Consider the following 19,874-nt stretch of genomic DNA (forward strand, 5'->3'; position numbering starts at 1 on the left):
TGCCGCCCACGAACGTCGCAGGCGGCGAGGAGTTCACTTTGATCAAGCCGGTACCGTTTCGTGTCGGGGCAGCGGCGACATCGTGCCGTCGGGCACGAGCAAGTTCTCGCGCTTGGCGACGATCAGCGGCACCAGCAGCTGCCCTGCGACGTTCACCGCGGTGCGGCCCATGTCGATGATCGGGTCGACGGCGAGCAGCAGCCCGGCGCCCTCCAGCGGCAACCCCAGCGTGGTGAGCGTCAACGTCAGCATCACCAATGCGCCGGTCAGCCCCGCGGTCGCGGCCGACCCGATCACCGAGACCAGCGCGACCAGCACATAGTCCGAGGCGTGCAGCGCGATGCCGTAATATTGCGCGACGAACAGCGCCGCCACCGCGGGGTAGACTGCCGCGCAGCCGTCCATCTTGGTGGTCGCGGCGAAGGGGACGGCGAAGGCGGCATAGTCGCGCGGCACGCCGGCGCGCTCGGCCGCCTCCTCGGTGACGGGCAGAGTCGCGATCGACGAACGCGACACGAAGCCGAGCTGGATCGCGGGCCAGGCGGTGGCGAAGAAGCGCGCTACGGACAGCCGGTTGAGCGCGAGCAGCGCGGGGTAGACGAGGAACAACACCAGCGCGAGCCCGAGATACACCGCCCCGGCGAAGCTGCCGAGCGCCGCGAGCGAGGACCAGCCGTAGCGCACGATCGCGGTACCGATCAGTCCGGCGGTACCGATCGGGGTCAGCTTCACCACCCAGCGCAGCAGCCGGCGGAAGATCGCGAGCAGCGAGGCGTTCGCGGCGAGGAAGGCGCTCCCCGCCTCGCCGACGTTGACCGCCGCCGCGCCGACCGCGATGGCGACGACGATCAGCTGGAGGACGTTGAACCCGAGCTTGGTCGTGGCGCCGCCGTCGGCGAGCTTGGTGCTCGCCTCGATCCCGAGGAAATTGCCGGGGATCAGCCCGCGCAGGAAGTCGAGCCACGAGCCAGTGGTGGCGGGCAGCGCGGCGGCGGACGGATCGACTCCACTGCGCACGCCCGGCTCGAGCAATGTGCCGAGCGTGAGCCCGATCGTTACCGCGATCAGCGCGGTGACCGCGAACCACAGCAGCGTCTGCCCGGCAAGCCGGGCGGCATTGCCGAGGTCGCGCAATGCCGCGATCGAGGCGACGATGGCGGTGAACACGAGCGGCACGACCAAAGCCTTGAGCAGCTGGACGAAGCTGTCGCCGGTGAGGCGCAGCGCCTCCGCCAGCGCGGGCAGATCGCGCGCCGCGAAGCCGAGCGCGACGCCGATCGCCATGCCGGCGAACACCTGCGCGGTGAAGGAGGGAGTCTTCATCGCGCCGAGGTGCGATCGCTGACCGCGCTTCGCCAGCAACTTTCCGTTTCAATCGGGCGAGCGGGGCTTGGGCGCGCTGCGCCGCACCCAAGAAAATGCTGCGTGGCACCCAGGCCGTCGGTCTGTTAGCCCCTCGGCATGCCCGTCTCTGCCGCCCGCTCCGCCCGCGAGATCCTGGTCAACCTGCACGATGTGATGGCGGCTCGGTCGAACGCGCAGGCCAAGCTCAACTCGGTGGTGGAGATCATCGGCGAGGCGCTGGATAGCGAAGTGTGCTCGATCTACCTGCTACGCGAGGGCGTGCTGGAGCTGTTCGCCACGCGCGGTCTCGCGCCCGAGGCGGTGCACGTCACCAAGCTGGCGCTGGGCGAGGGCCTCGTCGGCACGATCGCCAAGAACAACGAGGTGCTCAACCTCGACGAGGCGGCCAGCCACCCCGACTTCGCCTACAAGCCCGAGACCGGCGAGGATCGCTACCACAGCTTCGCCGGCGTCCCGATCATCCGCCGCGAGCGCGCGGTCGGCGTGCTCGCGGTGCAGCACGCCGATCCGCGCAAGTACGAGGACGTCGAGATCGAGGCGCTGCAGACGGTGGCGATGGTGCTGTCCGAGCTGATCGCCAACGCCGGGCTGATCGACCAGGGCGGCCCGAGCGACCGCCCGCAGTCGACCGGGTCGACGCGGATCGGCGGGCAGAAACTGGTCGACGGCATGGCGGTGGGCTGCGCGGTGTTCCACCAGCCGCGCATCCATATCGAGCATACCGTCGCGGAGGATACCGAGGCCGAGCGCCACCGCGTCTATGCCGCGTTCGACAAGATGCGCGAGCAGATCGACCGCATCGCGCGCGAGGCCGAGTTCGGCGTCGGCGACGAGCATCAGGAGGTCATCGAGACCTACAAGATGTTCGCCTATGACGAGGGCTGGGCACGCCGCATCAACGAGGCGATCGACAGCGGGCTCACCGCCGAGGCGGCGATCGAGCGGGTGCAGCAGCGTACCCGCCAGCGCATGCGCGAGATCGACGATCCGCTGCTCGCCGATCGCATGCACGACCTGGAGGACCTGTCCAACCGGCTGCTGCGCATCGTGTCGGGGCAGATGGGGACCGCGGCGCAGCTCGGATTGCGGCAGGACACGATCCTGATCGCCCGCAATCTAGGGCCGGCCGAGCTGCTCGAATATGATCGGCGCCGGCTCAAGGGCGTGGTGCTGGAAGAGGGCTCGCTCACCGCGCACGTCACGATCGTGGCGCGTGCGATGGGGGTGCCCGTGCTCGGGCGCGTGCGCGACGTCCGCCGGCTGATCGCCGAGGGCGACGCGCTGCTGCTCGACGTCACCGAGGGCACGCTGACGGTGCGACCGACCGCGGCGATGGAGGAGGCTTTCGAGGCCAAGGTTGCGGCGCGGCAGAAGCGCAAGGCCGCCTATGCCGCGCTGCGCGACCTCGCGCCCGAGACGCGTGATGGCCACCGCGTGACCGTGATGGTCAACGCCGGGCTGCGCGACGACGTCGCTGTGCTCGACCTCACCGGCGCGGACGGGATCGGTCTGTTCCGCACCGAGTTCCAGTTCCTCGTCTCGGCGACGCTGCCGCAGCGCGAGCGCCAGCAGCGGCTGTACCGCGAGGTGCTCGACGCCTCGGGATCGCGCCCGGTGATCTTCCGCACCGTCGATATCGGCGGCGACAAGGCTTTGCCCTATCTGACCCACACCGGCGAGGAGGAGAATCCGGCGATGGGCTGGCGCGCGCTGCGGCTCGCGCTGGAGCGCGACGGGCTGATGAAGGCGCAGGCGCGCGCGCTGCTGGAGGCGGGCGCGGGGCGCACCCTCAACGTGATGTTCCCGATGGTGTCCGAGCCGTGGGAGTTCGACGAGGCCAAGGCGCTGTTCGAGGCGCAGCGCGCCTTCCTTCACCAGCGCAACAAGCGCCTGCCGCTGGAGGTGCGCTACGGTGCGATGCTGGAGGTGCCCGCGCTCGCCTATCAGCTCGACGTGCTGCTGCCCAACATCGACTTCCTCTCGATCGGCACCAACGACCTCACCCAGTTCCTCTTCGCCGCCGACCGCGCCAATCCCAAGCTGGCGGACCGCTACGACTGGCTGTCGGGTTCTATCCTGCGCTTCCTGCGCCGCGTGATCGTGCCCGCGCGCGAGGCCGGGGTGCCGGTGGCGGTGTGCGGCGAGATGGGCGGGCGGCCGCTGGAGGCGATGGCGCTGATCGGGATCGGGCTCGACCGGCTATCGATCACGCCGGCGGCGGTGGGGCCGGTGAAGGCGATGATCCGCACGCTCGATCGCGCCGCGCTGACCGCTTTCATGGACGAGCTGCTGGTCCGCCCGCCGCGCGACATGCGCGGCGCGCTCGCCGCCTGGGCGACCGAGCGCGGGGTCGAGCTGGCGTGAGGTCGCGACGAACCGAGTCGGATCGGGTGAAGCCCCTCTGTTGACACTGTTGCTCGTGTTTGAAACACGAACGCACGCCCGCATGAACGCTGTGGGCGTGGGGCGGAGAGAAGAATGAGCGACGGCGAGCTACCCGCACAGGCACCGACGCCCGGCTCGGTCGGCGCGCGGCTGCGCGCGGCGCGCGAGGCGCAGGGGCTGTCGCTGGCCGAGGTCGCGGCGCGCACGCGCGTGACGCAGCGCTTCCTCGAGGCGCTCGAGATGGACCGGCTCGACCTGCTGCCCTCGCCGACCTATGCCTCCGGCTTCGCGCGTGCCTATGCTCGCGCGGTCGGGATCGACCAGGCCGACGTCGGCCGCGCCATCCGCGGCGAGCTCGCGCGCGGGGCGATGCCGCTGCGCCAGCATCATATCGAGGAGATCGCCGACCCGTCGCGCGCGCCCTCGCGCGGGCTGGTGATCGTCGCCGCCGGGCTCGCGCTGGCGGTGCTGGTGCTGGGCGTGCTGTGGCTCTCCACCGGCATGTTCCGCGGCACCGCCGAGCAGGCGCCCGAGGCGACGCCGAGCGCGCAGGTCGCCTCCAGCAAGGAGGTGCCACCGCCCGCGCCGACCCCGGCCGGCACCGGCAAGGTGGTGCTGACCGCGCGCACCGAGGTGTGGATGCGCGTCTACGACGGCGCCAAGCAGCGGCTCTTCGAGGGCACGATGCAGCCGGGCCAGTCGTTCGAGGTGCCTGCCGGCACCGACCGGCCGATGATCAACGTCGGCCGCCCCGACCAGCTCACCGTGACGGTCGACGGCCGCGAGGTGGCACCGCTGGGCGACGGCAAGCGCGCAATCAGGGACGTCGGCATCAGCGCCGAGGCGCTCGCCGCACGCGGGCTGCCGGCGCCGGCGCCGAGCGCGAGTGCCACGCCGCCGGCGACCGCGGCGGCGCCGCCGGGGGACGCGAGGCAGCTCGCGGCGTTCCGTGACGTGGCGCGGTGAGGGCGGGTTGCTCGGTGCGGCGCCAGGGTGGCCTGAGCGAGTCGAGTGACAGCTCCGTTGTCCGTTCGTCACCCCGGACTTGATCCGGGGTCGATGTCGCGGACACCGCGACTGTTCCGTGCGCGGAAGGATGGATCCCGGATCGAGTCCGGGATGACGGGTAGGGTGATGCGCGGGCGGTGAACGCGATAAGGTAGATCGGCCCGACGTCAGGCAGGCGTCGACCACGCCGCGCTTCACCGTGGCGACAGCTCGCTTCTATAGAGGGGTGCGACAGGTGCGCACCGGGGACGGAACATGATGACGAAGTGGATGGCGGGCAGCGCGCTGGCGCTGGTGATGGCGGGATCGGCCGCGACGCCGGCGGCGGCGCAGATCGAGGGCCGCGTCGGCAAGCTCGAGGCGGAGATGCGCGCGGTGCAGCGCAAGGTGTTCCCCGGCGGCGCCGGCGCGATGGTGGAGCCGCAGATCGCGCCCTCGACCGCCCCGGTCGACGCCGCTGGCGTGCCGGCCACCAGCGCGCTGACCGACATCACCGCGCGGGTCACCTCGCTCGAGCAGCAGATGGCGAGCATGACCGGGCAGATCGAGCAGACCCAATATAAGCTGCGCCAGCTCGAGCAGCAGTTCGAAGACTATCGCAAGGCGACCGACGCCAAGCTGACGCAGCCGGTCGCGCCCGCGCCGGCGGCGGGGGGCGACGCGGTCGGCGGCTCCGGTGTGACCGTGCCGCAGGCACCGGAGCCGGTGAGCGGCGCGTCGGACGCGATCGCGGCGCCCAGCAGCGGCGATCCCGCCGAGGACGCCTATCTCGCCGGCTACCGCCTGTGGCAGGCGCGCGACTATCCCGCCGCCGAGGCGCAGCTGAAGAAGGTGGTCGCCACCTATCCCAAGCACCGTCGCGCCAGCTTCGCGCAGAACCTGCTGGGCCGCTCCTATCTCGACGAGGGCAAGCCGAGCTTGGCGTCGATCGCCTTCTACGACAATTACAAGAAGTTTCCCGACGGCGAGCGCGCGCCCGACAGCCTCTATTACCTCGGCACCGCGCTGCTCAAGCTCGACAAGCCGGCGGACGCCTGCAAGGTCTACGGCGAGCTGACCGACGTCTACGGCAGCAAGATCTCGCCCGGGCTCAAGGCCGACGTCGCCAAGGCGCGCGCCGCGGCCAAGTGCAAGTGAGCTGAGCGTGGCGCCGCTGCCCGCGGCGGCGGTGGCGCGCTTCATCGACGATCTGCGCCGCGGGTTCGCGCGCGCGCACGACGTGGCGGCGGTCGATCGGGTCGGCGTGGCGGTGTCGGGCGGGCCGGACTCGGTCGCGCTGCTGCTGCTCGCCGCCGCGGCCTTGCCAGGCGAGGTGGTCGCGGCGACGGTCGACCATCGGCTTCGCGCTGCGGGCGCCGATGAGGCGGCGATGGTCGCAGGCCTGTGCGAGCGGCTCGGCGTGCCGCACGCCACGCTCGCCCCCGCGACGCCGATCACCGGCAGCTCGCTCCAGCGCCGCGCGCGCGAGGCGCGCTACGCGCTGCTGACCGACTGGGCCGCGCGCCAGCGGGTCGACGCATTGCTCACCGCGCACCATGCCGACGACCAGGCCGAGACGTTGTTGATGCGGCTCAACCGTGCCTCGGGGCTGGCCGGGCTGAGCGCGATCCGCGCGGCGCGTCGGGAGGGCGGGACGCTGCTGCTGCGCCCGCTGCTGGCGTGGCGCCGCGCTGAGCTGCGCGCGCTGGTGGAGGCGGCCGGGGCGCCCTTCGTCGACGACCCGTCCAACGCGGACCCGCGGCACGATCGCACCCGCGTCCGCGCCGCGCTCGCCGCCATGCCCGCGCTCGATCCGGCCGCGCTCGCCGCCTCGGTCGGCTTTCTCGCCGAGGCGGAGGAGGCGATCGCGCGGCTGACCGAGCGGCTGTGGAGTGAGCTTTGGCGCGGGCCTGACCGCCCCTTCGCGGTCGCCGGCGAGCCGCGCGAGCTGCGCCGTCGGCTCCTCCGCCGCGCGCTCCACGCGACTCGGGCGCAGCACGCGATCGGTCTGCCCGCCTTCACCGATTCGTCCAATATCGAGCCACTGCTCGACGCGCTGGCGGCACGGCGCGGCGCGACCCACGCCGGCGTGAAGGTAGAAGTGCACGAGGAAGGCTGGATTTTTCGCGTAGCACCGCCGCGCCGATCACTCTGACCGACGCTGTTCCATTGCCATTAACCCGTCGTGGCTTACATTGCTGTCGTTGGAAAGGTACCCGATGAACGACAACGACAGGCAGCGCGGGAACGGCGGCGGCGACAATGGCGGCGGCGGCAACCCTAACCCCTGGATGAAGAGCCTGCTGATCTGGGTCGGCGTGCTGCTCTCGCTGGCGGTGGTGGTGACGCTGTTCGACGGTCGCACGACCACGGCGCAGGGCAATACCGTGGCCTACTCCACCTTCCTCGACAAGGTCGACGAGGGCACGGTGAAGGACGTCAACGTCAGCCGCGACATCATCACCGGCAGCTTCTCGAACGGCGACAAGTTCCGCACCTATCCGGTGCAGGACTCGGGGTTGATCGAGCGGTTGCGCAAGGCGGGCGTCGAGGTGGCGGGCAAGCCGGAGGAGGGCCCGTCGATCTGGATGGTGCTGCTCTACCAGTCGCTGCCGTTCCTGCTGTTCCTGGGCATCGCCTTCTTCGTGCTGCGTCAGATGCAGAAGGGCGGCGGCGCGGGCGGCGCGATGGGCTTCGGCAAGAGCCGCGCGCGCATGCTGACGCAGAAGGAAGGCAAGGTCACCTTCGACGATGTCGCCGGCATCGACGAGGCGCGCGCCGAACTCACCGAGATCGTCGACTTCCTCAAGGATCCCACCAAGTTCGCGCGCCTCGGCGGCAAGATCCCCAAGGGGGCGCTGCTGGTCGGCTCGCCGGGCACCGGCAAGACGTTGCTGGCGCGCGCGATCGCGGGCGAGGCGGGCGTGCCCTTCTTCACCATCTCGGGCTCGGACTTCGTCGAGATGTTCGTCGGCGTCGGCGCCAGCCGCGTCCGCGACATGTTCGAGCAGGCCAAGAAGTCGGCCCCGTGCATCGTCTTCATCGACGAGATCGACGCGGTGGGTCGCCACCGCGGCGCGGGTCTGGGCAACGGCAACGACGAGCGCGAGCAGACGCTCAACCAGCTGCTGGTCGAGATGGACGGTTTCGAGGCCAACGAGGGGATCATCATCGTCGCGGCCACCAACCGCCCCGACGTGCTCGACCCTGCGCTGCTGCGCCCGGGTCGGTTCGATCGCCAGGTGGTGGTGCCGCGCCCCGATATCGACGGCCGCGTGAAGATCCTCGAGGTCCATATGAAGAAGGTGCCGCTGGCGCCCGACGTCGACGCGCGGGTGATCGCGCGCGGTACGCCGGGCTTCTCGGGCGCCGACCTCGCCAATCTCGTCAACGAGGCCGCGCTGATGGCGGCGCGCAAGGGCAAGCGCCTGGTCGCGATGGCCGAGTTCGAGGAGGCCAAGGACAAGGTCATGATGGGCGCCGAGCGCCGCTCGATGGTCATGACCGAGGACGAGAAGCGCATGACCGCCTATCACGAGGCGGGCCACGCGATCGTCGCGCTGCACGAGCCGGCGTCCGATCCGATCCACAAGGCGACGATCATCCCGCGCGGCCGCGCCTTGGGCATGGTGATGCGCCTGCCCGAGCGCGACAGCTACAGCTACCATCGCGACAAGATGTACGCGAACCTGGCGGTGGCGATGGGCGGCCGCGTCGCCGAGGAAGTGATCTTCGGCTACGACAAGGTGTCGAGCGGCGCGAGCGGCGACATCCAATATGCCACCGGCCTGGCGCGCGACATGGTCACGAAGTGGGGCATGTCCGACAAGGTCGGGCCGGTCGAATATGCCCAGCCGGAGGGCGAGAGCTTCCTCGGCTATTCGTCGAGCCAGCCGGTGCGGATGTCCAACTCCACCGCGCAGCTGATCGACGACGAGATCAAGGCGATCGTCGAGGGTGGTCTGCACCGCGCCAAGCAGGTGCTGACCGACCATCTCGACCAGCTCCACTCGCTCGCCGGCGCGCTGCTCGAATATGAGACGCTGACGGGCGAGGAGATCAAGCGCCTGATCGCCGGCGACGACATCGGCCGCGCCGACCAGGGGCCCAAGGCGCCCGCGGTGCCGGCGGCGGGGACGTCGATCCCGAAGACCAAGCGTCCGTCGGGCCCGTTCGGGAGCGCGTCGCCCGCCGGGGCGTGAGGTGTCGAACGATGGGATGAGATGAGGGAGGGGCGGCCTGCGGGTCGCCCTTTTTTCTTGGGTTGAGTGGGCCCTGCGTTCCCCACAATTCTTCATCCCGGACTTGGTCCGGGATTCACCGGGCCGCATACTCTCCGGCCGGCGGGCACGCGGACGAGTGGATCCCGGACCAAGTCCGGGATGACGGCAGGGGGTAGGGGATAGGGCAAGCGGCAAAACGGTGGTCGGGCGATGGGTCGGGTCTGTCGCGACCGCCGCTTCTCACCGTGCTCCTGCGCACGCGGGAGCCCATAGCGCCGAGTGATAGCGTCCGTGGCCCTCGGCTCCTGGGTCCGCAGGAGCACGACAGCGGTGACCCGCCCCCGCGCCCTTGATCCCTCACCCCGAGGCGGCGACGATCGCGATCCATCCCGCCTCGTCGACGACGCGAATGCCGAGCTCGGCCGCCTTCTTCGCCTTCGATCCCGCGCCCGGCCCCGCCACCAACAGGTCGGTCTTCTTCGACACCGAGCCCGAGACGTGTGCGCCCAGCGACTCCGCCTGCGCCTTGGCCTCGTCGCGGCTGAGCGTCTCCAGCGTGCCGGTGAACACCACGGTCTTGCCCGACACCTCAGAGGCGACGGTCTCGACGCGGAAGTCGGGCGGCGCCACTTCGGCGAGCAGGTCGTCCCACACCGCGCGATTGTGCGGCTCGTGGAAGAAGTCGGCGAGTGCATGGCCGACCGCGGCGCCGATATTGTCCACCCCGATCAGCTCGGCGATCGCCTTGTCGAGCCGGGTCCGGAGCCGGCCCTCCTCTTCGCCGAGCGCGGCCGTCGTGCGCTCGCGCAGCGCGATCAGCTCGTCCGCCAGCGCGGCGACCTTGGGCAGCGTGACGTAATGTTTGAGCAGGTCGCGAGCGGTGACGATCCCGATATGGCGGATGCCCAGCCCGAACAGCAGCCGCGCCGCGTCGGGCTGGCGCCGCGCCTCGATCGCGGCGAGCAGGGCGTCGACCGACTTGGCCTGCCAACCCTCGCGCCCGACCAGCTCCTCGCGATGCGCGGCGAGGCGGAAGATGTCGGCGGGCTCGGCGATCCAGCCGAGGTCGACGAACTCCACCAGCGTCTTCTCGCCCAACCCGTCGATGTCGAGCGCGCCGCGGCCGACGAAATGCTTGAGCCGTTCGAGCCGCTGCGCCGGGCAGATCAGCCCGCCGGTGCAGCGCACGTCGACCTCGCCCTCCTCGGCGACCGCCTCGCTGTGGCAAATTGGGCAATGGTCGGGAAAGACATAGGGCGCGCGCTCGGCGTCGCGCGGCAGCACCTCGACCACCTGCGGGATCACGTCGCCGGCGCGCTGGAGGAGCACGCGGTCGCCGACACGCGCGTCGAGCCGCGCGATCTCGTCGCGGTTGTGCAGCGTGGCGTTGGTGACGACCACGCCGCCGACCGTCACGGGGGTAAGCCGCGCGACGGGAGTGAGCTTGCCGGTGCGGCCGACCTGGATGTCGATCGCCTCGAGCACGGTCTCGGCGCGCTCGGCAGGGAATTTGTGCGCGATCGCCCAGCGCGGCGCGCGCCCGACGCTGCCGAGCCGCTGCTGATAGTCGAGCCGGTCGACCTTGTAGACCACGCCGTCGATGTCGAACGGGAGGTCGGCGCGCTGGTGCTCGATCGCGCGATACACCGCGAGCGCGGCCGCGGCGTCGTCGCAGCGCGCGAAGGCGCCGGCGATGGGGAAGCCCCAGGCGCGCAGCGCGGCGACGATCGCCTCCTGCGTGTCGCAGGGCACCGCGCTGGCCTCGCCCCAGCCGTGCGCGAGGAATCGCAGCGGTCGCGCCTGGGTGACCGCGGCGTCCTTCTGGCGCAGCGAGCCCGCGGCGGCGTTGCGCGGGTTGGCGAAGCGCCGCGCCTCCTTGCCGCTCGCCTCGGCCTCGGCGGCGAGCCGCTGGTTGAGCGCGGCGAAGGCGGCTTTCTCCATATAGACCTCGCCGCGCACTTCGAAGACGGCGGGCGCACCGTCGGGGAGCGTGCGCGGAATGTCGTCGATCGTCAGCACGTTGGCGGTCACGTCCTCGCCGGTGGTGCCGTCACCGCGGGTCAGCGCCTGGACCAGCCGGCGCTCCTCGTAGCGCAGCGAGCAGGACAGGCCGTCGATCTTGGGCTCGGCGGTGAGCGCGACCGGCTCATCGTCGCCGAGGCGCAGGAAGCGGCGCACGCGGCGGACGAACTCCTCCACCTCCTCGTCGGCGAAGGCGTTGTCGAGGCTCATCATCGGCCGCGCGTGCGCGACCTTGGCGAGGTGCGCGGCGGGCGCGGCGCCGATTTGGCGGCTGGGCGAGTCGGCGCGGACCAGCGCGGGGAAGGCCGCCTCGATCGCGGCGTTGCGGCGGACCAGCGCATCATAGGCGGCGTCGCTGATCTCGGGGGCGTCGTCGGTATGGTAGCGAACGTTGTGGTGCGCGATCTCGCGCGCGAGCCGTTCCAGCTCGGCGGCGGCGTCGGTCTCGGTGCTGGGCAGCGGCGCGTCGGTCATGACCGATTGGGTAAGCGGGGTGTGGCGGTGGGTCTAGTGGGGAGGCGGGCGGCGCCGCACCGCAGCCCGGTTACCCACACTTCGTCATGCCCGCGCAGGCGGGAATCTAGACTCGCGGACGATGCGGCAAGAGGAGCGACGTCAGCGCTTCTGGATTTCCGCCTGCGCGGGGATGACGGAATAGGGGCACGCGCGCGCGCCGGCCTCAGGCCGCGGCGAGCTGGTTCGCGGTGGCGTCCGCCAGGCTGGTGCCGTCGAGAATGCGCGCGGTCTCGTCGCGCACGCGCATCATCGCGTGGCGGATCGCGCACTCGGCCTCGCTCTTGCAGTCCTTGCACGAGCGATAGGCGGTGCGGCTGACGCAGGGCACCAGCGCGAGCGGCCCCTCGATCACGCGGATCACCTCGCCGAGCGAGATCAGATGCGCCGGCCGCGACAGCACGTAGCCGCCCATCTTGCCGCGATGGCTGTGAAGCAGCCCGGCGTCGCGCAGGTCGGCGAGGATCAGCTCGAGGAACTTGCGCGGGACGTTGGCCTCGGCGGCGATCCGGGTCATCGGGATCGGCGGCGATCCGGCCGGCGCGCCCGCCAGGAACAGCATGGAGCGAAGGGCGTAACGGGACCGCTGGGTGAGCATAACGCAGTATATACAGGGATATTGTGGCGGGCAAATGGCCATCCGGGGCTTTTCCCGCGATCCGCGTCCGCCTATATGACTCGTGTCGGGTTCTACCCGGCTATGGCGATAAACTGCGGCGTACAATAGGCGCAGCGGACCCGGGGGCAGTACCCGGCGGCTCCACCACCGCGGCTGCACGCAGCCGCGCTGACGGGGCCGAACCAGGATCGACGTGTGTTGAAAAGCGCTGTTTTCGCTCGGAATGGGACCACCGCAACGGCCCATTACACAAGTGCCAACGACAACGAAGCACTCGCGATTGCGGCGTAACTGACGGCCTAACGGCCTGACGTTACACCAAGAAAGCGCGGTCGGACCCCACCGGGCAACAGAAGGGGATTCCAGCGGTACGGGAGGCACCGGGCAACAGAAGCCTCCCACTCACGACATCGGCGACGTTTGTGATGGCTGGCGCTAGCGCCTGCCCCCTTCGCCTATCCGAGCACCCCCGCATCCAGGCGCCCGGAGCGGCTGGCGGTGGTGATGATGTCCCTGCGCTCCGGCCTTCGACGGAGCACGTGTGCAGGGATCAGAACGCTGGGAGGGTCGGCAGGAGCTCGCGCCCGCGGCTCGCCTCTACCCTCCGCCTAGCTGCCACGCAGCGGAAGGACGTTCCTTCGCGGCTTGCCATGGCGATCGATCCTCGTCGGATCAGTTGTCGCCCAGGAGCGACGACTTTCGCGGGATCGTCTCGCCTTCCGCTTGGCCCTTGTCGAGCGTGTCGCTGGGGCGACGCGCGTCGCCCTCGCGCTGGTGCTCGGTGGAGAGATTGGGCCGTTCGGTCAGCTCGGTCGGCTTTGTGTCGTCCTCGTCCATGCACCGTCTCCTTCGTCGCGAAAACGGGTGGGGGGGCGGGCGCGTTCCGGACGGTCTGCCGTGACAACGTCTCTGCCCGCCGCCTCCACTTTCCCGTTCGCTTCGAACAGCCGTCGAGCCTGTCGAGACGGCCGATCGAGAAGGCGCCCCGAGCGGCGCGTTCTCCAGACGCGATCTCGACAGGCTCGATCGCTTCGCGAGCCGGACGGATGGGTTAGTGCGCGAGGTCGTGCTCCGCGCTGCCCCGCTCAGGCGTCGATGCCGCCCCCCAGCGAGGCGTTGACCAGCCCGCCGTCGACCGCGATCGTCTCGCCCACCACATAGTCGCCCGCGCGCGAGGCGAGGAAGATCGCGGTGCCCGCCATGTCCTCGGCCTCGCCGATGCGCCGCGCCGGGATACGCTTCGCCACCGCGTCGCCGTGGTCGCGCGCGGCGCGGTTCATCTCGCTGGCGAACGCGCCTGGCGCGATCGAGCTGACGTGGATGCCGTCCTCGACCAGCCGCGCCGCGAGGCGGCGGGTGAGATGGATCAGCGCCGCCTTCGACGCCTGGTAGCTGTACGTCTCCCACGGGTTGAGCCGCAGCCCGTCGACCGACGTGATGTTGATCACCTTGGCCGGCGGGTGCGCCGCCGCGCCGGCGCGGAGCAGCGCGTGCAGCGCCTGGGTCAGGAAGAAGGGCGACTTGACGTTGAGGTCCATCACCTTGTCCCAGCCGCTCTCGGGAAAGTCGGTGAAGGGCACGCCCCAGGCCGCGCCCGCGTTGTTGACGAGGATGTCGAGCCGCTGCTCGCGCTCACCCAGCGCCGCGGCGAGCGCGCGGCAGCCCGCCACGGTCGACACGTCCATCGGCAGCGCATGGCAGCGCTCGCCGAGCGCGGCGGCGGTCTCCTCGCACGCCTCGGCCTTGCGGCTCGAGACATAGACGGTCGCGCCCTGCGCCACGAAGCCCGCGGCGATCATGCGCCCGATACCGCGACTCCCTCCCGTGACGAGCGCGACCCGGCCGTCGAGCCGGAACAGATGGTCGGTGTTCATGTGCCTCTCCTTCGTAGGGGATAGGGAGTTCTTCCTCTTTGGTCGTCGCCGAGCTTCGGCCACGGTCGTCCGCCGTGCCGCGTCCCACCATCGTCAGCCCCGCGGAGGCGGGGATCCAGACGCGCTAACGTCGCGGCTCCATCGGGAACCTGCGCGTCTGGATTCCCGCCTTCGCGGGAATGACGGAGAGAGGGGGCGGACGCTTACGATATCCTCTCGCCGCCGACGTTCTACGTAGAAAACCCTCTTCACCCGCCGCGCTTCAGCGTCTCGCGCGCGATGATCAGCTGCTGAATCTGGCTGGTCCCCTCGTAGATCCGGAACAGCCGCACGTCGCGGTACAGCCGCTCGATCCCGTAGTCGGCGATATAGCCCGCGCCGCCGTAGATCTGCACCGCACGGTCGGCGACACGGCCGACCATCTCGCTGGCGTAATATTTCGCGGCCGCGCTCTCCAGCACCACGTCGATGCCGGCGTCCTTCGACGCGGCGGTCTCGAGCACCAGCGCGCGCGCGGCGAGCGCCTCGGTCTTGCTGTCGGCGATCATCGCCTGGATCAGCTGGTGCTCGGCGATGGCCTTGCCGAACTGGCGCCGCTCGCTGGCATAAGCGACGCAGTCGGCGATCAGCCGCTCGGCGACGCCGACGCATACCGCGGCGATATGGAGCCGCCCGCGGTCGAGCACGCGCATCGCGATCTTGAAGCCTTCTCCCTCCGAACCGAGCCGGTTGGCGACGGGCGCGGCGACGTCGTCGAGGTGGAGGTCCGCGACCTTGGCGCCCTTCTGGCCCATCTTCTTCTCTGGCTCGCCGACCGAGACGCCCGGCAGCGTGCGCGGGACAAGGAAGGCCGAGACGCCGCGGCCGCCGGGGGCGTCGCCGGTGCGCGCCATCACGGTGAAGAGGTCGGCACGGTCGGCGTTGGTGATGTAGCGCTTGGTGCCCGAGAGCCGGTAGACGTCGCCGTCGCGCACCGCGCGCGTCGCTACCGCGCCGGAGTCGCTGCCGACGCCGGGCTCGGTCAGCGCGAAGCTGGTGACGATCTCGCCCGTGGCGATGCGCGGCAACCACTCGGCCTTCTGCTCGGGCGTGCCGGCGAGCACCAGTCCCTGGCTCCCGATCCCGACGTTGGTCCCGAAGGTGGAGCGGAACGCCGGCGTGGTGCGCCCCATCTCGATCGCGACGCGCGCCTCCTCCGCCATCGTGAGGCCGAGGCCGCCATAATCCTCGGCGATCGACAGGCCGAACAGGCCCATGTCGCGCATCTCCGCGACGACGGCGTCGGGCACGGCGTCGTCGGCCTCGACCTGCGCCTCGAGCGGGCGGAGCCGCTCCGCGACGTAGCGGCGAACGGTGTCGATCAGCGCGGCGACGGTATCGGGATCCAGGGCCATGAGGAGGCAATCGACTGTTGCGGGTACGCTGATCCTACGCAGGCCTTCGGCATCCCACAAGCGGCGCGGCAGACCCGATCTTCTAAAATGCCGTGCCGAGACCGATGACGGCACATACTGTCCCGAGGAATATGGTGCAGACGTGAGGCTCAGAGGCATTCGCGCGCTTGCGACGATCGGCGAATGCGGCGATTCGGCGGCAGTAAGAGGGTGATTTTAACCGTCGATTCACACTGCGGGACAGCGCTGCTGTCCTTTTCGGGACGGTCGCGTTCGGCTCACCGCCGCGGCAACTCGACTCGTCCGGAAAGGTTCCGGCAGCGTTTGTTCGGTCGGGATTGGCCGCCTAGCAGAAACTCATCAGTTTCGAGAGACCGGGGGGTCACCCGTGAAATCAAAGGCTCTGACGGCGCGATTCGCGCTGGTGGTATCGTGCGCACTGATGACGGTGGCGCCGGCGCAGGCACGCTACCTGCAGTGCGTCCCCTTCGCGCGCGAGGTCTCGGGCATCGAGATCCGCGGTAACGCCAACACCTGGTGGGGCCAGGCCGCCGGCCGCTACGAGCGCGGCCACGTGCCGGTCGAAGGCGCGGTCATGGCCTTCAAGGCGACCCGCGGTATGCCGATCGGCCACGTCGCCATGGTGAGCCGGGTCGTGAGCGACCGCGAGGTGCTGCTCACCCACGCCAATTGGTCGCGCCGCGGCGGGATCGAACGCGACGTCCGCGCGATCGACGTCTCGCCGGCGGGTGACTGGAGTGCGGTGCGCGTCTGGTATGCCGGCAACGGCGATCTCGGCACGAGCAGCTACCCGCTCGCCGGCTTCATCTATCCGGACAAGGCGCCGGTGCCCGACACTGAGGCACCGCTCGCGCCGATGACGATCGCGACCACCGCCGCCGCGCCGGTCGCGGGCGCGTTGCCGGTCGTCGGGGACTGAGCGGATCGCGCGGTCGGCGGCCGGCAGCGCGACGCGCTCGGTTCAGGCCGCCCGAAAGGTCATCGCCACGCCGTTCATGCAATAGCGCTTGCCCGTCGGTGGCGGGCCGTCGTCGAAGACGTGGCCGAGATGGCCGCCGCAGCGCCGGCAATGCACCTCGACACGCGCCATGCCGAGGCTGCGATCGGTCCGCGTCGCCACCGCGTCACGCAGCGGCGCGTAGAAGCTGGGCCAGCCGGTGCCGCTGTCGAACTTCGTCTTGGACGAGAACAGGGGCGCGGTGCAGCCCTTGCACGCGAACGTGCCGGCGCGATGCTCGTCGTTGAGCGGGCTGGTGAACGGCCGCTCGGTGCCCTCGTGGCGCAGCACGTCATAGGCAGCGGGGCCGAGCTGCTGGCGCCACTGCGCGTCGGTCTTGCTCACCGCGAAGCGTTCGGGGGCGGCCTCGGCCTGGCGCCCGCATCCTACCAGCGCGACGCCGGCGGTGCCGAGCGAGGCGAGCGCGAGAAAGCGGCGGCGGTGGAGCGGGATGTCGGCCATGCCGCGCGATATAAGATCGCGCGGGCGGGCCGCCAGGGTGCGGAACCAGGAAAAGCTTGCATGGGTTAAGATGCGGCAACGGAGCGCTTTTTCCCATGTCTTTCCAGCAACTCGATCCGCCGCTCCCGGTCCATGTGCTCGATCGCGGCGCCGGCTACGCCTTCGCGGTGATCGACTACGGCCAGGAACATAACCTCATCTGGGTCACCGCTCTCAACGAGACGGGTGAGATCTGGTGCGCGCCCAACCCGCGCGTCCGCCTGCAGGCGAACTGGACGATGGGTCGTGCCAAGCCCCCCGCCGTCGCCGCGGCGCGCGACGGTGCCTGTGTCCCCGAGGTGCCGCTCACCGCGGCCGCCTTGTAGTTCGACGCACCGGCTGGGCGCGGCGGCGCCCTCGTGCTACGCCGCGTGCGATGCTCGATCCGCAGTCCATCCCCGTCCTGATCAACACGATGACGGCGCGCGCCCGCGCCACCGCGCACGCGCTGGCCGCGGCCGAGGACGCGGTCAAGGCACGCGCGCTGCACGCCGCCTCGACCGCGCTGCGCGACCAGGCGTCGGTGATCCTCGACGCTAACGCCGAGGACGTGGCGCGCGCGCGCGACAACGCGCTCTCGCCCGCGCTGATCGATCGGCTCCGTCTCGATCCCGCGCGGCTCGAGGCGACCGCGGCGGGGGTCGCCGCCGTCGCCGCGCTGACCGACCCGGTCGGGCAGGTGATCGACCGCACCACGCGCCCCAACGGCCTCGCGCTCAGCCGCGTCCGGGTGCCGATCGGCGTGATCGGCATCGTCTATGAGAGCCGCCCCAATGTGACCGCCGACGCCGCGGCGCTATGCGTCCGCTCGGGCAACGCGGTGATCCTGCGCGGCGGCTCCGAGGCGGTGGCGAGCAACCGCGCGCTCCACGCCGCTTTGGTCGAGGGGCTGGTGGCGGGCGGTCTGCCCGCCGACGCGGTCCAGCTCGTCCCCACTACCGACCGTGCGGCGGTCGGCGCGATGCTCGCGGCCGAGGGGGCGATCGACCTGATCATCCCGCGCGGCGGCAAGAGCCTGGTCGCGCGCGTCCAGGCCGAGGCGCGCGTGCCGGTGCTGGCGCATCTCGACGGGGTCAACCACGTCTTCGTCCATGCCTCGGCCGATCCCGCCATGGCGCGCGCGGTGGTGATCGACGCCAAGCTGCGCCGCACCGGCGTGTGCGGCGCGATGGAGACGCTGCTGATCGATCGCGCCTGGCCGCACGCCGCCGCGCTGCTCGCCGCGCTGGCGGACGCCGGTTGCGCGCTGCGCGGCGATGCGGCGGCGAGGGCGCTGCTGCCGGCGGTAGCGCCCGCCGAGGCGAGCGACTGGGACGCCGAATATCTCGACGCCATCGCCGCGGTGGCGGTGGTCGACGGGCTCGACGGTGCGCTCGCGCATATCGCGCGACATGGCTCGCATCATACCGACGCGATCGTCGCCGCGGACGAGCGCGTGGCGGAGCGGTTCCTCGCCGCAGTCGATTCCGCGATCGTGCTGTGGAACGCCTCGACCCAGTTCGCCGACGGCGCGGAGTTCGGGCTCGGCGCCGAGATCGGTATCGCCACGGGTCGGCTGCACGCGCGCGGCCCGGTCGCGCTCGAAGGGCTGACGACCTACAAGTGGCTGGGGCGCGGCACCGGCCAGGTGCGCGGGTGAACTCGCGCGCGATCACCGCCGAGCTCGACGACGTGACCGTGGCGCTGGTCGACTCGATCGCGGCAGCGCGCGGGATCACCAGCGCGGCCTTCGCTGCCTCGGCGATCCGCGACGCGGTGGCGCGTGAGGCGGCGGTCGACGGTTTCGTCCAGCTCGGGATCGATCAGGTCGAGCGCGGCGAGACGGTCAACCACGACGAGGTGATGCGCGCGCTGGAGGCGATGATCGCGCGGCATCGCGCGCGATGCGGCTAGCGCCGGTCGCGGCCACGCCGCGCGCGACGACGTCGGCCGCGTGAGGAACTGGTGGAGCGGACCGCCTGCCCGTCGCCGCGCCAGTGCGCTCGCCCCGAGTACGGTGCCCGTGGTGTGGGCGCGCGTCGCTCTCGACGATCTGATCGCGATCGACGCCTGGCTCGACGAGCATGTCTCCCCCGCCACCGCGCTGGCGATGGTGACCGCGATCCGACGGCGTGCCGACTTCCTGCGCGACTTCCCTCACGGTGGCCGGCGCCACCGCCGCGACACACGCGTGCTGCGCGTGCTCGGGACGCCGTATCTGATCCACTACCGACTGGCCGCGCAGCGCTGCGAGGTGCTGCGCGTGTACCATGAGCGCGAGGATTGGCGCGAGGACGACGCGGGCGCTCGCTCCGCGCCGGCGCGCGGCGACCAGGCGGGGCTGACGTGAGCCGCCGCATCGGGCTGCTCGGCGGCTCGTTCAACCCGGCGCACCGCGGCCACCGCCACCTCACGTTGGCGGCGATCCGCGCGCTCGAGCTCGACGAGATGTGGTGGCTGGTGTCGCCGGGCAATCCGCTCAAGCCGCGCCGCGGCATGGCACCGCTGGCGGCGCGGCTCGCCTCGGCCCGCGCGATGGCGCGGCGTGCCCCGATCCGCGCCACCGACATCGAGGCGCGACTGCGCACGCGCTACACCGCCGACACTTTGTCCAAGCTGTCACGCCGCTACCCGCGGACCCGCTTCGTGTGGATCATGGGATCGGACAATCTCGCGCAGTTCCACGAGTGGCAGCGCTGGCGCACGATCGCGCGGACGATGCCGATTGCGGTCGTGGCGCGTCCGGGTTATGATGCGCCCGCCCTCGCGGCCCCCGCGATGGGTTGGCTGCGGCGCTTTCGGCGGCCCGCACGCCAGGCGAGGAAGTGGACCGAGTGGAGTGTGCCAGCCCTGGTGCTGCTACGTTTCCGCCCTGACCCGACGTCCGCGACGCAGCTTCGCGCCGCCGACCCTGCCTGGCACGTTCGTTTCGCCGATCCCATATCCACAGTCGACACGCCCGCCGCAGCGTCCGCGGCATCTTGAGGAGCCACC

General features: G+C 71.0%; 18 protein-coding genes and 1 other RNA gene. 12 read left to right on the forward strand and 7 right to left on the reverse strand.

Annotated elements, in window-relative coordinates:
• Nucleotides 1-42: 42 nt before the first annotated feature.
• The gene (locus tag KZ820_RS16185; RefSeq protein WP_219749626.1) at nt 43-1,323 is read right to left on the reverse strand and encodes a dicarboxylate/amino acid:cation symporter; all 1,281 of its coding nucleotides are present in this window, start codon (nt 1,321-1,323) and stop codon (nt 43-45) included.
• Nucleotides 1,324-1,461: 138 nt separating this feature from the next.
• On the opposite strand from KZ820_RS16185, the gene ptsP reads away from it, so the two are divergent.
• From ptsP to ftsH, 5 genes are all read left to right on the forward strand, one after another.
• Nucleotides 1,462-3,729 carry a phosphoenolpyruvate--protein phosphotransferase gene (gene ptsP / locus KZ820_RS16190; RefSeq protein WP_219749627.1) on the forward strand — a complete coding sequence of 756 codons (2,268 nt, stop codon included), beginning with the start codon at nt 1,462-1,464 and terminating at the stop codon, nt 3,727-3,729.
• Between the two features lie 114 nt (nt 3,730-3,843).
• Complete coding sequence (locus tag KZ820_RS16195) at nt 3,844-4,716, forward strand: helix-turn-helix domain-containing protein (RefSeq protein ID WP_219749628.1); 873 nt, start codon at nt 3,844-3,846, stop codon at nt 4,714-4,716.
• Between the two features lie 300 nt (nt 4,717-5,016).
• Complete coding sequence (locus KZ820_RS16200) at nt 5,017-5,895, forward strand: YbgF trimerization domain-containing protein (protein WP_219749676.1); 879 nt, start codon at nt 5,017-5,019, stop codon at nt 5,893-5,895.
• 7 nt (nt 5,896-5,902) lie between these two features.
• Entirely contained in the window at nt 5,903-6,892 is a 990-nt protein-coding gene (tilS, locus tag KZ820_RS16205) for a tRNA lysidine(34) synthetase TilS (protein WP_308462255.1), read from the forward strand.
• Nucleotides 6,893-6,956: 64 nt separating this feature from the next.
• On the forward strand, nt 6,957-8,939 hold the full coding sequence (gene ftsH / locus KZ820_RS16210; protein ID WP_308462256.1) for an ATP-dependent zinc metalloprotease FtsH: 1,983 nt from the start codon (nt 6,957-6,959) through the stop codon (nt 8,937-8,939).
• A 378-nt stretch (nt 8,940-9,317) separates the two neighbouring features.
• Here the strand turns inward: ftsH and ligA are convergent, their stop codons facing one another.
• Nucleotides 9,318-11,456 (reverse strand): NAD-dependent DNA ligase LigA, encoded by a 2,139-nt coding sequence (ligA, locus tag KZ820_RS16215; protein ID WP_219749629.1) that lies wholly within the window; start codon nt 11,454-11,456, stop codon nt 9,318-9,320.
• 205 nt (nt 11,457-11,661) lie between these two features.
• Nucleotides 11,662-12,093, reverse strand: coding sequence for an RrF2 family transcriptional regulator (locus tag KZ820_RS16220; RefSeq protein ID WP_132908900.1), 432 nt, complete (start codon nt 12,091-12,093; stop codon nt 11,662-11,664).
• A 45-nt stretch (nt 12,094-12,138) separates the two neighbouring features.
• On the opposite strand from KZ820_RS16220, the gene ssrA reads away from it, so the two are divergent.
• Nucleotides 12,139-12,479: a transfer-messenger RNA gene (gene ssrA / locus KZ820_RS16225) on the forward strand.
• Nucleotides 12,480-12,786: 307 nt separating this feature from the next.
• Here the strand turns inward: ssrA and KZ820_RS16230 are convergent.
• From KZ820_RS16230 to KZ820_RS16240, 3 genes are all read right to left on the reverse strand, one after another.
• Complete coding sequence (locus tag KZ820_RS16230; RefSeq protein WP_219749630.1) at nt 12,787-12,951, reverse strand: hypothetical protein; 165 nt, start codon at nt 12,949-12,951, stop codon at nt 12,787-12,789.
• A gap of 248 nt (nt 12,952-13,199) precedes the next feature.
• Nucleotides 13,200-13,988 (reverse strand): SDR family oxidoreductase, encoded by a 789-nt coding sequence (locus tag KZ820_RS16235; RefSeq protein ID WP_219749631.1) that lies wholly within the window; start codon nt 13,986-13,988, stop codon nt 13,200-13,202.
• A gap of 248 nt (nt 13,989-14,236) precedes the next feature.
• On the reverse strand, nt 14,237-15,382 hold the full coding sequence (locus KZ820_RS16240) for an acyl-CoA dehydrogenase family protein (RefSeq protein ID WP_219749632.1): 1,146 nt from the start codon (nt 15,380-15,382) through the stop codon (nt 14,237-14,239).
• Between the two features lie 442 nt (nt 15,383-15,824).
• Between KZ820_RS16240 and KZ820_RS16245 the strand changes: the two genes are divergently transcribed.
• Entirely contained in the window at nt 15,825-16,322 is a 498-nt protein-coding gene (locus KZ820_RS16245) for a CHAP domain-containing protein (RefSeq protein WP_219749633.1), read from the forward strand.
• A gap of 42 nt (nt 16,323-16,364) precedes the next feature.
• Here the strand turns inward: KZ820_RS16245 and msrB are convergent, their stop codons facing one another.
• A complete protein-coding gene (gene msrB / locus KZ820_RS16250) occupies nt 16,365-16,862 on the reverse strand; it encodes a peptide-methionine (R)-S-oxide reductase MsrB (RefSeq protein WP_219749634.1) in 498 nt (165 codons plus the stop codon).
• A 95-nt stretch (nt 16,863-16,957) separates the two neighbouring features.
• On the opposite strand from msrB, the gene KZ820_RS16255 reads away from it, so the two are divergent.
• The 5 genes from KZ820_RS16255 (at nt 16,958) to KZ820_RS16275 (ending at nt 19,865) form a co-directional block, all read left to right on the forward strand.
• Entirely contained in the window at nt 16,958-17,227 is a 270-nt protein-coding gene (locus tag KZ820_RS16255; protein WP_219749635.1) for a hypothetical protein, read from the forward strand.
• Nucleotides 17,228-17,277: 50 nt separating this feature from the next.
• Nucleotides 17,278-18,540, forward strand: a complete 1,263-nt coding sequence (locus KZ820_RS16260; protein ID WP_219749636.1) for a glutamate-5-semialdehyde dehydrogenase — start codon at nt 17,278-17,280, stop codon at nt 18,538-18,540.
• Complete coding sequence (locus tag KZ820_RS16265; RefSeq protein WP_219749637.1) at nt 18,537-18,794, forward strand: CopG family ribbon-helix-helix protein; 258 nt, start codon at nt 18,537-18,539, stop codon at nt 18,792-18,794. The genes KZ820_RS16260 and KZ820_RS16265 overlap by 4 nt, the downstream gene beginning before the upstream one ends.
• Before the next feature lie 109 nt (nt 18,795-18,903).
• Nucleotides 18,904-19,230 (forward strand): type II toxin-antitoxin system RelE/ParE family toxin, encoded by a 327-nt coding sequence (locus tag KZ820_RS16270; protein WP_219749638.1) that lies wholly within the window; start codon nt 18,904-18,906, stop codon nt 19,228-19,230.
• Nucleotides 19,227-19,865: a nicotinate-nucleotide adenylyltransferase gene (locus tag KZ820_RS16275; protein ID WP_219749640.1), complete on the forward strand. Its 639-nt coding sequence runs from the start codon at nt 19,227-19,229 to the stop codon at nt 19,863-19,865. Before KZ820_RS16270 ends, KZ820_RS16275 begins: the two co-directional genes overlap by 4 nt.
• The last annotated feature ends 9 nt before the right edge of the window (nt 19,866-19,874 follow it).

Source organism: Sphingomonas citri (genome assembly GCF_019429485.1).
Taxonomy (GTDB): Bacteria; Pseudomonadota; Alphaproteobacteria; order Sphingomonadales; family Sphingomonadaceae; genus Sphingomonas; species Sphingomonas citri.